General features: G+C 41.4%; 7 protein-coding genes. All 7 read right to left on the bottom strand.

Annotated elements, in window-relative coordinates:
- Positions 1–98 precede the first annotated feature (98 nt).
- A complete protein-coding gene (locus KTR06_RS00035) occupies positions 99–2,183 on the bottom strand; it encodes a hypothetical protein (RefSeq protein ID WP_004308492.1) in 2,085 nt (694 codons plus the stop codon).
- A gap of 80 nt (positions 2,184–2,263) precedes the next feature.
- Positions 2,264–3,985: a RagB/SusD family nutrient uptake outer membrane protein gene (locus tag KTR06_RS00030; RefSeq protein WP_074556779.1), complete on the bottom strand. Its 1,722-nt coding sequence runs from the start codon at positions 3,983–3,985 to the stop codon at positions 2,264–2,266.
- Positions 3,986–4,006: 21 nt separating this feature from the next.
- Positions 4,007–7,057, bottom strand: coding sequence for a SusC/RagA family TonB-linked outer membrane protein (locus KTR06_RS00025; protein WP_217289814.1), 3,051 nt, complete (start codon positions 7,055–7,057; stop codon positions 4,007–4,009).
- Between the two features lie 46 nt (positions 7,058–7,103).
- Positions 7,104–9,116: a RagB/SusD family nutrient uptake outer membrane protein gene (locus KTR06_RS00020; protein ID WP_134993177.1), complete on the bottom strand. Its 2,013-nt coding sequence runs from the start codon at positions 9,114–9,116 to the stop codon at positions 7,104–7,106.
- Positions 9,117–9,137: 21 nt separating this feature from the next.
- Positions 9,138–12,317 carry a TonB-dependent receptor gene (locus KTR06_RS00015; RefSeq protein WP_004301566.1) on the bottom strand — a complete coding sequence of 1,060 codons (3,180 nt, stop codon included), beginning with the start codon at positions 12,315–12,317 and terminating at the stop codon, positions 9,138–9,140.
- 59 nt (positions 12,318–12,376) lie between these two features.
- Positions 12,377–14,002, bottom strand: a complete 1,626-nt coding sequence (locus tag KTR06_RS00010; protein WP_217289813.1) for a fimbrillin family protein — start codon at positions 14,000–14,002, stop codon at positions 12,377–12,379.
- Positions 14,003–14,047: 45 nt separating this feature from the next.
- Positions 14,048–15,061 carry a fimbrillin family protein gene (locus tag KTR06_RS00005; protein WP_157133807.1) on the bottom strand — a complete coding sequence of 338 codons (1,014 nt, stop codon included), beginning with the start codon at positions 15,059–15,061 and terminating at the stop codon, positions 14,048–14,050.
- Between the last annotated feature and the right edge of the window lie 205 nt (positions 15,062–15,266).

Raw genomic sequence — 15,266 nt, 5'->3', positions numbered from 1 at the left:
TCGTTCAAATATGAAAAAAGAACAACCCGACAGTTAGCCGGATTGTTCTTTTTCAACAAACTCATATCAAATAAGAGATTTCTTATTCAAAAACCTTTTTATTCTGCTTTTTTCAAAGTTTCAGCACCTACATAGTAACCTAAGTTAGTTCCCTGATTATATCCCATATTCTGCATCGCTTGAGACATATCATAATTATGATCGGTCATCAAGTGAGGAAGACGGAATTCGGTAGGATGATTCGTGGAGAATATATAAATAGATTTCATGTCACTTGAACCCATTATTACTTCTTCACGATAGTCACCGAGAAAATCACCATAGTAACAAGGATTGTATTTGGTGCTATGGTTACCGTCATTGCTACCGTAAGTTCCAAAATATACCAAACGAGTCTTATTCGTCTTGTTTACATCAGGGTTCTCTTTATAGCTCACGACACAAGCACGGTCCAGCATTTCTCTTGTCGGCTGCCCGCTCCAATAAATGGCTACATTATACAAAACTCCACCACCAATACCTGTAGGATATGTACTGGATACCAATCCACTGCCACTACAACTGAATACCCCTTCCTGCAAAGAAGACCAGTACTCAAAATTCGGGCTATCCGGATCGATATCTGCCACAATACAACGACCGACATCAGTAGTCGAACCCGCTCCATGGCCGGTAATCAAGCCACCATCTCTTGCATCAATCACTTGACATCCATAACCGTGTCCTTGTCCATTATAATTGCCCGGTTCTTCAAATGAAGCAACAATTTGCAATCCTGAACGGTCTTTTATAAATTTGCCAACACATAAACAGTCACCATGACCGTTTCCGGTACACCACAATTCGCTTCCATCATCATCTATAGCCGCAGAACCATACAAGATTTCATCTTTTCCATCATCGTCCAAGTCCGCTACACGAAAACTATGCGAACACATGGACAACCATTTTGAAGAATGTTCGGCTGTATCAAACTTCCAACGGGTTTCCAGTTTATTCCCTTTCAAATCGAGTGCCCATACTTGCCAATTATGATAAATACCTCTACTGATGATCAGACTGGGGTTGCTTGTTCTCACTCCGGTCGCTTCGTCAGGTATACCATCCAGATAAGCCACCCCGATAAAGAAACGGTCCATGCGGTTTCCGTAATCATCTCCCCAATATTCACTCCAATATTTAGCACGCGACGCTTTTGAACCACTTCCACCACGAGGAATATTATCCACCCGGGTAATTTCACGTCCATCATATCCACGGCAAATAGAGATATATTCGGGACCTTCCATTATCAAACCGCAAATTGTATTAATACTTGCTCCCGAATACCAGCCCACAGCGTCAGTCTGACGAATTCGATAATCGTTCACATTACCATAAGCATCGGTAATGACCTTACCATCCCCAAACTTTGTACCTTCTGAAGAGCGGAAAGCTATTTCACATAAACCATCTCCATCAAAATCGTATAAAATATATGAAGTATAATGTGAACCGGAACGAATATTGATTCCCAAATCAATTTGCCACAAAAAAGTACCATCCATCTTATAAGCTTCCAACAAGGTCGAACCATTATTCCATCCCCCCTGGTTGGCACCATCATACGGTTCTCTCTTCACCACAATCTCCAATTCACCGTCACCGTCCAAGTCACCTAGCTGAATATCATCAGGAGAATATGTAATCGACGCATCGGGTACATTCATGTTTAATCTAATCTCATGATAAAACTTTTCTGCCATTTCAGAGGTAAAGGTATAATCGCAAAGCGTTTCAGCCTGATTGGCAAGAGTGACCCGGTATACATTCGTTTTTGATACATCAATATCCGCATCCACCCAAGAAGTAGTATTCGAAATAGGTTTCTCATTCAATTTCACTTCCGTCTCGCCGTCTACCGACTTATAAATATCAAAAGCAACATTAGACGGATCGGTCTTCAGTAATCTCCAGCTAATCAATGCGGATGATATGCCGGAAGAGTTATTGGCGTCAACATTTGGTGCCGGGTCGTAACTAACCCACATTGCACGGCTACCCGTTATAACTTCAGTAGGCAGAGGCGGCAACTCCTCTTCCGTCTGATTGCCATTGTTCACTTCAACGACGGGGTCATTATCCGAGCAGGCAACTATGGCCAGCAGACAAAACAGCCCCAGTATTATATAATGTTTCTTCATTTCTTTCGTTTTTTTATTCTATAAACATCCGTTCTATGCAAGAATATCCTATCACTATTCATCAGCATTCCGGTTGTGGGTTACCACCCCGGATTCTGCTCCAAATTAGGATTCTTAGATTTTTCACTCTGCGGAATCGGGAAGAAATACATCTTATCATCCCAACTTCTTTCTTTTACCTTACGTTCATACGTATAAGTATCATCCCCATTCTTCGTAATCTTCATTTCAACAATGTTCTTGAAATGTTTGTCACCCTCCTTCCAACGACGTACATCCCAAAAACGATGTCCTTCAAAGGCCAATTCTACCATACGTTCATTCTGATATTTCTTCCAGAAAGCATCATTGGTCATCCCTTGAGGGAATCCGGGCATCTCGGCACGCGTACGAACTACTTTGATAGCATCCACAGCCGAAGTTGTAAATTCACTATCCGTTGCATACGGACTACCCAGATACTTATATACAGCTTCCGCATAATTCAAATAGAACTCTCCAAAACGGAATGTAATCCATGAATGATAGGTCTTTGAAGCTGTACCGGCACGCAAGTCTACTGCCGTCTGACAATACTTCTTCAGATAATAGCCAGTCGGAGTTCCGCCACTCAAAGGCTCCGCATTTAGTCCGCCCTGATAGGTTTGCAGAGGAACAGTATTCCAGTTAGGCCACTTTTCGTCCCCATTCTTGGCAATAGTCAGATAGAAACGAGGGTCGCGGTTGGTATAATAAGGATTAGCAGGATCATAGTTATCCAACTCGTCCGGACGCAACCCTGAATCCTTCATCTCATACGCATCTACCAGTGTCTGTGTGGGACAGTTTCCACCTTTACAATTTTCCAACCCTACCGGGAAGTTATATCCCTCAAAAGAATTAGTAGTAGTAGTGGCACGACGGAGAAAAATCAATTCACTAGTAGCATCATTGTAACTGTCCTTACTCCATAGTGATGAATAATCGTCCACTAATAGTTTTGCCTTTTCAGCAAATCCATTACTGTCATCTAAAATTTCCTTATTGGCTTTAGCTGCACGATGCCACAGTTCTTTATTATCAGTCGGATTAAATAAAGGACTTGCCGCATACAATGCTGCACGAGCTTTCAAGGCCAATACCGTTTTACGGTTGGCACGTCCTGTTTCCGCCGGACTACTAGGCAATGCCATATCTCCCAGTTTACTGTAATCGACGATAATCTTATCTTTTATATCATCACATTCGGCTATGATATAATCAAAAATCTCCTGTGCCGGTCTGCGCGATAACGTATTCGATTCTTCAGCTGTTAATATATGGTCGCTAAACGGCACATCTCCATATTGCCGTACCAAGTTAAAGTAGAAATATGCACGAAGGAAACGTACCTCATACTGGTAATTGGTATAGCGGAACATCTGTTGTGCATAATCACTGTTCAAAGCCAACTCGGGAAATGTCAGTCCGGTAAACTTCTCCAGATATAAATTACAATTGGCTATCCCTTCATAACAGGACGTCCACATGCTACTTTTAGCATTCGACGGACTCCAAGAACCATTGTAAAAGTCTTCAATCTGATTTCCCGAATAAGCATATTCGGACTCATCGGTAGCAGAACCAAGAATTGCCCCGCTATAGTTTCCAAAGTCCACATCCATGGACAAATAGATATTTGTTATCAGCCCTCCTACATTACCGAAGTTGAGCTTCACAAAATCCTCATCATAATTATTGTACTCATGATATTCCATCTTATCTGAGCAGGAACCGAGTGCGGCTACACACATCATTCCGTAGATAATGTTTTTCAGTTTCATTCTTTCGCTTTGTTTTTATGATTAAAAACCAATCGTAACACCGACTACTACACTCTTATTCAGCGGAGTCGCTACACCATAACATTCCGGATCTGTCACATCAATATGATCTGAACAGAACAAGTCTGTTCCTCTGACATATAACTTGGCACTCCCCAATATCTTAGTCTTCTTCATCCATTCTTCCGGAAATCTGTAATACACCTCCGCGTTACGTAACTTCAAGAATGACCGGTCCGCCAACCAAACTGTATTAGCCTGATAGTTATTGGCATTACTCTGTGAACTCAAACGAGGATATTTGGCATTTTGATTTTCCGGTGTCCAACGATTCTCATAATAATGAGTAGAAAGTGTCGTATTATTTATCAACGGCCAAAACATACTCTTCGTATTCAAGACAGCAGAATAGTTACCTGTTCCCTGAAACATTACATCTACTCCAATCCCTTTCCATTCGGCTCCCAAATGGAAAGAATAATAAATTTCCGGGGCTGTCGTACTATAACCGATAGCTGTTTTATCATTGGCATCAATGATTCCGTCTCCATTCACATCTTTATATTTTATGTCTCCCGGCACTACCGTACTAAAGTTTTGTGGAAGGCTGCTTGCTATATCTTCTTTATCTTTGAAGAAACCTTCAGCTATCATTCCATACACTTGTCCCAACCGATTTCCTGTTTGCACAAGATTATTATATAAACGCGGTTCTTCCAGTTGCTCCTTAATTTCATTCTTATTCCAAGCAAAATTACCGCCAAGGTTGAACACTACATCTCCTAACCGTTTCATATAGTTAAGTCCTAGTTCCACGCCATAGCTATCAACGATTCCGGCATTCTCGAACGGAGCATCTACGCCCAACACATCGGTATATTTTCCTTCGGAAGAGACCCAAATATCTTTTCTCCGTTGGTAATAGCCTTCTGCCGTCACGTCCAGTCCATTGAACAACACGGCATCAACACCAACATTGTATTTATACGCTTTCTCATGTGTCGAATTAGCAGTTGCCAGGCGCCCGATAATAGTACTTCCGAATTCAGAGTCGTAACTACTGTTAAACTTATACTGTGTACCAGTAGTCGTATAAATCTGGTCCCAATAGTCATATATGGTAGTACTTCCGTCTTTAGGCAGATAATCAACATTGATCACTCCAAACGAAGCGCGCAATTTCAAGAAGTTCACCCAAGACACATCTTTCAACCATTTTTCTTCCGAAAGCACCCAAGCAGCAGAAATGGTAGGCGAGAAAGCCCATTTATGCCCCGGTGCCAATAAACTGGAGGCCGAGCCAACCAATGCCAGATCCAAATAATAGCGATTAGAGAAACCTACATGATTATACCAGGATACATTTTGCCGATAAATAGTAGTGTTCAATCCGTATGAATCACGATACTCATAATCCCATTTGAATTGAGAATACACATCCCACTTCCGAAACGAGCGATTGTAATCGACACTACCTGCAAAGTTAAATTGGCGCGCCCAGTTGTCAATACCTGCACCCGAACCCATTTCACTGGATTCGCCACCTGAAATGGCAGTATAAAACGGACCGTTAGTTGTCCAGCTTGTTGCATAACCGGCATACGTATAAGTCTTGCTATGGTCTTCCAGAATATTGGAATAGTTGTCATAAGCTAAACGAAAGTTTGCTCCCAATCCTTTCAGCAAACCAGATAAATCTTGTGACAAGGTAAGGTCGGCAAACAAACTGCGAGAGTGTCCTTTAGAATAAGCAGCTCCCTGCGATTGTGCGACAGGATTCGATGTTCCCGCCCAAGTAGTACTTCCTCCCCAACTGTCATCTTCCGTACGAACCGGAAAAGCTGCAGAAGGAATCGAATAAATCATATCCCATAGGTTAACCGAAGCCCCCGGAATCCGAGATTCGGACAAGGTACCGAGAAGATTCAACTTCAATTTGGTAGTGGCGGTTAAATCAATATCCAGATTTGTACGCAAATTAGCACGTGAATACATATTCTGTGTAGAATATCCGTCATTTGCATTCGGGGTTTTGATAAACCCTTTGTCTGTTAATAAATTCGCCATAGTATAGTAGCGGAACTTTGCTCCTCCCCCACGGAATTCGATCGTATATTTATTAGAAACTCCTCTGTCTTTAAAGGTTTCATCAATCCAGTTCACATTAGGATAGAGATAAGGGTACATACGGGAAGCCCCTCCACTACCTACTCCATTACGGAAAGCATCGACTTCTTCCGGAGTATACCGAGCTCCCAAACCTTCATATCCACGCGCTTCATTCACTGCAGAAGCATACGTAGCTGCATCTACAAATTCCGGACGTCGAGACTGAGTGTTAATGATATGATCATACGTAAAAGTTATCTCTTTTGTTTTGTACTTACCACGCTTTGTAGTAATCAAGATCGCACCGTTCACCCCTTTGTATCCGTACAATGCCACAGCCGCGGCATCTTTCAGGATGGAAACGGATTCTACTTCTTCTGGGCTCACCAAGCTCATGTCTCGTTCCAAACCGTCAACCAGCACAAGCGGTGTACTACTTGACAAGCTCTGCAAACCACGTACATAAAAGGTAGGATCTGCCATTAACCCGGTACTGGCCGCATTCTGCAAAGTAGTAAGGCCCAATCCATATCCATATAAAGAATTGGATATATTCCGGGAAGACCGCTTATTAAACTCTTCGTTATAGGTGGTAGAAACAGCTGCTGTTGATTCATGACGACTGAATATCCGGTTAGCTCCCACATCAATAGTCTGAGCTGCATATCCCATCACAATAGTCATCGGACCATCAGTCTTTGCCACAACTGTGGTAGAGCCTTTGTCGACAGAAACGACACTCAAACGTTGTCCTTTCTCGACCGCAATCTCGAATTTACCATCTTTATCAGTTTCAACCCGGGTCTCCACTACGCCACCTTCCACATTAACGGACGCTCCATAGACTGGGTTTCCCGATTTATCAACAACAATACCTATAATGTTGTTGTCTGTATTCTGTGCTCTGACCGGAATGCTCAAACAAACCAGTAAAGCCAGTATCAGAATCTTATTTTTTCTCATATAAATCAATATTCAATATTGTTTTAATCTATTTCGCTGTCTCACATTACCAACCCGGATTCTGAATCAATCCATATCCTTTGTTAATTTCCGTTTGCGGGAATGGAGAAAGATACCATTTGGGATCAAATCCGTATGTCCACCACCGACGGACCGGCTTGGATAACTCAAACCTTTCATATTCAAAACGAGTAGGCTGCAATGCCCCCTTGTTCTTATCTCCTTCATTCCATTTAGCATTTCCCGTTATACGATTACCGGTATCATCCAAACGATAGGCGAGCAACCCGTGCAGGCGCTTCTCGAAACGATCGGCACGCTTGTAACGGACAAGATCAAAGTAACGGCTATCTTCAAGCCCCAATTCCCGAACACGCTCGCACAGCAATTCTTCCAATAAGGCTGCTTTGTCAGAAAGTAAATTCTTATCTGTAACACACTCCGCCAAATCTTTCTTCAATCCTACGCGGGCACGTACTATATTCATTTGGTCAATAGCACCCCGGTGATCATTCTTGGCTTGAAGCAAGGCCTCTGCATAAGTTAAATAAATGTCAGATAAACGAAGATATACCCAATGCGTATACTGACGTTGGTACTCTGTTCCCAAATAATATTTCATATTTTTATAACCAGTCGCATAGTTACCTGATTCAAGTGCAGCATTTTGTCCTTCATCGTATCCTCCGACCCACAATTCATAAGGTAAACCGGACATTGTTCCTGCACTCCAGTCTAACATCTTCGGCAATCCGTTTACCATGCAATGCTCATACAGACGAGGATCACGGGTTAATACGATTTCCGACAATAGTTGTTCTCCATTTTTGAATGTTCCGGTCAGGAACATTGCATCCAACTTACCTTCTGTTTCCGTCTTTTTCCAGTCAAACGGAGTACCGTCGGCCCATGGGAACATCTCCACATATTCCTGTGTAGGCGGATATTCGGTACGACAAAGTGACGGAACAGCCCAGGAATGCCACATATAAGAACTTGAGTTGAAAGCGTCCGACATATTCGTGCGGACAGAATGCAAGACCTCCTTGCTGTTCTGACGAATATACCCCATACGATATGCCTGACGATACTGTTCCGGTGTTTCTTCCGAAGCCTTATTCAGGCTATACCCGCCTTGACTCTCCAGCTCTTTAAAGAATGCTTCACAAGCCTTCAAACAGTTATCCCAAAGCTCCGCACGATAGCCACCGTACCATACCAGACGTTGCTGTTCAGCCTCTGAGGCTCCTCCTGCATATCCGTTGACATCGTTAAACAACGGAGAAGCGGCAAATTGCCAGATTTTGCATTTCAATGCCATCGCACCGGCCTTTGTCCAGTGTCCGGCCTTGCTAGCAAGATCGGCATCAGCATAAGCCCACACCAACCCGCCGGAATTGATAGCATCATCCAACATCTTTATCATGTAGTTAACAGTCTCCTCTACCGTAGCACGGGGGATTTCATAACCTGACTCCGTACCGGTGAATGAAGCATATAACAATGGAAGACCTCCATAATGACGGAACATATCAAAATAGCGCGCCGCAATCAAGCATTTAGCTTCTGCCACCAACTGAGTTTTTTCAGCATTATCCATACCCGGCACTCTATCTATATTTTCCATTAACAACCAACACCAACGCACTACTTCCCATACCATTTCCCGTGTATATGGGAAAATATTACCACGCGTGCCATAGTTGGCATTGAGAGAACCCAAATAATACTGCTGATATACAGTTGCGTCACTAAAATAAAGTGACCAGCAGTCTGTTAGCGCATCCTTCTTTCCTAAATAAGGACTGGAAGAATCAGGAATATTACCGTTACTGTCCGTATTATAAGGTAATCCGTAATACTGTCTACTGTAACAGGTATTCAAAAATTGGCGCGTATATTCCGCACTATTGAACACTGTGTCAATAGTAGCATTTCCGCCCGGTGCCTTATCCAAAAAAGAGTTTCCGAATTTAATTTCGTCCACACATGAAGTGGAAACCAAACAAACCGCCGCTCCCAACATCGCACCGATGAACCATTTATTTTGTAATTTCATTGTATCTTTCCTTTATCTATTTTAGAATCCTAATTTCAAGCTCAACGTATAAGTCTTGGACAATGGATAAGAAGGTGCATTAGTAGCTCTTGCCTCCGGATCACCCCACAAATAAGGTGTAATCGTCCACAAATTATATCCTGCAAAAGCCAACTGACATGTATTCAGTCCAAGTTTCTTCATTAATGGGAAGTGAAAATTGTATGCCACCTGAAGAGTTTTCAAACGCAAGTATTTGGCATCTTTCTCATATAAAGTGGAAGTAGCATAATTATTCTTTGCATTATCAATGGTAGCTCTCGGATACTCCGAAGATTGTGACGGATTTTCCGGTGTCCATGTATGATCCAGATGGTATGCCAACAATCCTCCCTGCTCGCTATTGGAAGATGAATAAAACGGTTGACGAAATACATCCGAAATCATACGACTTACATTCCAGGCCCCTGTCCATTGAGTACTTATTTCCAGATTCTTCCAACTGAATCCTAAATTAATACCTAGCATATATTCAGGATCGTCTGTAAAGCCATAGTCATAACTTGCATCATTTGCATCAATCTTACGGTCACCATTCAAGTCAACATATACTGCATCTCCATTTTGAAGAATACTCTCGTGAGTGGGGAACGGACGATTAAATGTCTGCTCATATAGCGCAGGTGTATCCTCATCATAGAAGCGCCAGAAAACATATTGACTACGCGAACCGATACGGTGTCCCTTCTGATATTGATATAAATTATTCTGCGGTGCTTCCTTCTTTTCAAGAATCTCATTCTGATTATAAGAAAGGTTAATACCCGCCCAATAACGGAAATTATCGCCAATCTTATCGTTCCATTTTAAAGAAAGTTCCCAGCCCCAACTGTCTACACTTCCTAAATTTGAATAGGGAGTAATGAACCCTAACATTCCCGGAGCTGTACCGTCACGCAAAAGGATGTCATTACGACGTTCTTTATAATATTCAAAGGTTGTTTTCAGACGGTCATCAAGGAAGTTAATATCAACACCATAGTTCCGTTTCAGAGCTTTTTCCCATGTCACAGCAGGGTTATTCTTAGCTACCTCACGCGCACCCAGACTAACAGTACCATTATCTGTTCCGAATCCATATCCCCAGGCGTTAGTTGCTCCTCCACTTGCCGTTACACGATTTGCCAAGTCACCTAAACCGACATTATATGGATCAGCCATATACATAAACCGCGATCCTCCAATATTATCGTTACCTACCAAACCGACACTGGCACGTAATTTCAAGAAGCTAACCACCGACTTCAAAGGACGGAAAAACTTCTCTTCACTCATCACCCAACCTATAGAACCAGCCGGGAAATAAGAAAAGCGCAAATCGGACGCAAAGTTTTCCGAACCGTTATAACCCACATTAAACTCTGCCATATAGCGGCTCTTCCAATCATAAGTGACACGTCCGACTAATCCGACATATCCATGAGGAATGTCCGAATATAATTTCGGATAATACTCTTTCTGTTGATTATACAAAACTAAGGCTGTCACCGTATGATCACCAAAAGTACGATTATAATTAAAGCTGGCTTCCATATACCAATTACGTGCTTTGCCTGTAGTATACGAATACTTCACATCTGTATTCTCTCCAAACTTACGATAAGCAATACTACCGTCATCCATCAATACAGGAGTGTATGTAGCAATAGACCCACCAGAACCGACTTTATTAACTGTAAACGAGCTGTTATAAGATCCCTTCACTTTAAAAGAAAGTCCTTTAGTCAAGAAGTCCATTTTTTGATCCAGAATCACATCCACATTCAGCGAATTGTTGCTGGTCTGGCTGAACCCATTTCCATAATATCCCATACCTGTACCTCCTGTAAATGGTAATTTCAGTCCGTCTGAATAAGTCTCATCGCTCGAATTTACCAATTTTCCATCTATGATTCCCGGACTGGAGAAAGGAGTAGCATAATACATATTTTTAATCAATCCGGAAGATCCCTGACTCGTACGCGGTTGATCTGAATTATTCACATTACCACTAATATTGAATGACAAAGTAGTCGTTTTAGTGACATCCATATCCAAGTTTGTACGATAGTTAAACCGACGGTACTGATAGCTTAAATTATAAGGAAGATCAAACTCACTAAAAAGTCCTCCTTGCGTATAAGCACCTGCAGAGATGAAATAACGTACTTTATCTGTTCCTCCCGAGATGTTCAGATTATGCTGGCTCTGAAGCGTAGAGCTTTTCATAATATAGTCAGCCCATTGTATATTTGGGAAACGAATAGGATCGGAACCATCTGCAAATTTTTGAATCACGCCATCACTAAATAAGGCAGATTTGCCATCACCGGACATCATTTGATTATGAAAACGGGCATAGTCATAGGAACTTGCCTGTTCTACCATTTTTGTAGGCATCAATACAGAAGCAGAAGTAGTAAACGAAATTTTCGCCTTTCCTTCCTTTCCTCGTTTAGTTGTAATCAAAATGACCCCATTTGCTCCACGAATACCAAATACGGCTGTTGCCGAAGCATCTTTCAAGATAGAAATGGATTCAATTTCATTCGGGTCGATATCACTCATACTTTCACGATCCACACCGTCTACCTGAATTAACGGTGAAGAATTTTCCCAAGTAGCTTTACCACGAATAAAAATTTCAGCGGCATCCGCTCCCGGCTCACCGGAATATTGTACGGTAGTCAAACCTGTCATCTGCCCTCCTAATACATTGGAAACCGAACCTACAGATACACGGGTCAATTCTTCTCCCTTCACACTAGCGATAGCTCCTGTCATGGTCACTTTCTTCTGCGTACCATAAGCTACGATTTCCACCTCTTCAAGTGCTGTCACATCCTCTACCAGAATGACTTTCATGTCATTTTTCGCTACTACTTTTTTATCGGTATAACCTATAAAAGATACTTTCAATTTCGCACCGGGACGTACATTTATTCTAAATACACCGTCAATATCGGTAATTGTACCATTAGATGTTCCTTCCGCAAGTACACTTGCTCCAATTATCGGTTCGCCTTGGCTATCTACTACTGTTCCTTTTATAGTACTTTGCTGCTGTACAACTTCGATGGCTGCCGAAGCTGTTTGCAATCCCCATGCAGGTGCAAAAGTTGCTATAGTGAAAAACAGAGCGACAGGTAAGGTTGTCCCCTTTATAAAGTTTTTCTTATTCATATATGTATATGTTCATGATATAAGTATAATTTTAACGGACTTTATATACCGTCATTATTTTAGAATGCAAGCATCATACGGAAATAACCGGCACGCGAATCACGTTCACAAATTATATGATATCTTCCACCAGCCATACCGTGTGTCCATTGGTTGGCTGGAGAACGCTGTGTGCTACTCCAATAGTGTCCACTGTTAGTTCCTGACTCGACAGAGGTCATCTCATCACCATTTACATTCTTGAGACAACGGTTAATAACACTCAAATTCTTAGCGACTGTATCCCAACACATTATAGAGGGCAAATACCAAGGAGTCACATTTGCCGGAATAGCTTCCGCTTCACGATAAGCCTTGATATACGCATAAGCATGGTCGCAAGTAGAAGGACTACCCATACCTTCGTAACACATAGTAAGTAACTGTGTATTATTGTATCCCATTAGTGCTGGGAAAACCAATGAAGCATCATTCTTGTTAACATCCTTCTCTGTGTTACAACCTACAAACTTGTTTGCCCAATTCTCATCTGAAGTAAACCAGTCTGAATAATAACCGGACTTACTTGAATGGAACATTTTCAAAGCAACATCATTTTGTTCACTATCTTTTACCACAGAATTCTTAATAGATAGCACTATACCGTGCGTACATGCAGGGAAATCGCGACGCAAAGCATCAACTTCTGCTGAATAGAGTTCAGTATGTGTTACACTGGGTTGTGAATTTCCTACATAACATACAATACCAATCACATTCTCCGGCACCGTTTCCGCATCTACTGAAACTATTTTTCCATCTGCACAAAAATAGTCTCCTACCTGCAAAGTATGGTTGATTTTACTTTTATCTTCGATGGTATACATTTTCGCCGTTCCTCCTTCCAGCGTACCTTTAGCTTCATATTCCATCTCACTTACTCCAGAATAAGTACCCTTAATTGAGAATTCCTTCTTCGGATTAACCAAGAAACGGTATGTATCCGTACTTTCCTGATAATAAGGAGTTGCTTGAGTATTGTTCACTGTAAACGAACCGGCTGTTAATGGTAACAAATAATCATCTATACCGCCATTTGTAAAGCTATAGGTCAAATTAGGCATCTTCACTACCGCAAGAGCCATCCGATGTTGCATAGTAAAAGCGATCTGTCCTTTCAAACGATCCCCCTGAACACTACCCGTACTCGTCATCAAATCATATTGTGTATAATTTCCTTCATTTTGTTCACTGCCTATTTTCCAATTGTTGACGTATGTTTCAAAAGGATCCACCTTCGTCGGATCAAAAGTCACATTCGCATTATACGGATAGTATGCATAAAAAGTCATCCGCTGAAATTGTGAACCTTTGTATTCAATAGGATCCCCTCCATCAGTCAATTCCCAATAGCCATCTGTCAGTGTGAATTTCCGATTCTTGATATCCTCTACCACCGTTTCTCCTCTTACCGCAAATATACCGATAGCATCTCCGTTAGAAAATCGGGTAGTATATCCATTCTCTGTAGCACGTGTCTTACCACTTTCGTCCATAAATCCTTCATCAGACACACTAATCTGAAATCCCTGCAAAGAATCCGGGGTTTCTCCGGTCAGTTCTTCATTTTGCGAGCAAGACGCAACTACGGCTGCGCCAGCCAGAAAAAGCATTGATATATAATTATATATTTTCATAAATCTCATGTTTATATTTTTAGCATTTTTATCTATATTAGATTGGTAAACAGATCACTTCACAACAGGCTGTGGAGTTACGGTTTCTTCTGTAATATTCCAACTAGGATTGGTTATCTCTGTTCCAGTTTCAGCTATACTCGGGTCGGATGTTATAGGATCGTGGTTTTCATCCTCCCATCCTATTATTTGCGTTTGTTCTGTAATTGTCAACACATAATTATTGTCCTCGTATTTATTTGTCTTGATGATATAATTATAAGAAAATCCTGATTTCAGTTCTGTCAAGTTAGCAAACTCGGCTTCATAAAGATAACCGTTCATTCTAGCTTGGATAGTTACTTTGCCTTGCACCTTCTGTGGCAGTAAAATAGCTTGTACTGTATAATTATCCTGCTCTCCTATTTTATCCCAATATATATCATCTTTGTCCGTAACAGGGTCTTCACTGACTGTTGTCTCCCCTGTTTTAGGATTAAATGTACCATTATTCTTAAGCCCAATAAGATAGCAAGTTATATCTGCTAAGTCCACACCCTCGCCAGCTTGAAACTCCAATCTAATACGACTCATCACATGATTGAATGCTAATGTCACGTTCGGGGTTTGTGATGTAGCCTTCCCTTTAGCAAAAAGAAAATCTATCTTCGCACGTTCTTCTGCTGTAGCTTGATTGTCACTGGCTGTAGTCACTTCCAATACAGGTTGTTCTTCACCTGATGTACCAGAAAATGGAGCGTATGCCACTACATCATACTCTCCGGAACCTAATACCCAAATTTCTTCTGCATTTCCTCCTTTTGCTGCAAAAAGACCATTGCCCTTGTATTTGTAATGAATATTCACTTGTTCCGTACCACAAGTGATTCCTACCGAGTCTTCTGCCTCCCAGTTTGTTTCCGTAGCTCTTGTAACAAGATTGCTAGCCTCATGATTGTTTATTACTGCACTAAAAGAAACTTTCGCTCCCGTATCACCGGTAAACTGAATATCAGTTTCTTTAATATCGTTGCTACATCCTGCTAAAAGTAGTAAGGCAACAGCAGTTGTGACATAGTTTTTTTTCATACCATGTTTTTTAAAGTTAAACATATTTTTGTTGATTAGTAAAATCGTCGTAAAGTAAAAAAGACAATGGCTGCATTCTTTTCCAACCAGCAATTGAAATAAATGAAGCATTTTTTTTGTTGTTTTCCATATCTATTAGGTGCATCTGTTAAGTTAAACAAAAGTTAGATTCTCTTTTTAAAAGCAATTTTTCACACTCTACCTG

Origin of the sequence: Bacteroides sp. MSK.20.12 (assembly GCF_019052435.1) — a bacterium.
Taxonomy (GTDB): Bacteria; Bacteroidota; Bacteroidia; order Bacteroidales; family Bacteroidaceae; genus Bacteroides; species Bacteroides xylanisolvens.
Note: the sequence above shows the minus strand (reverse complement) of the source record. Positions and strands in the feature narration are given on the sequence as shown.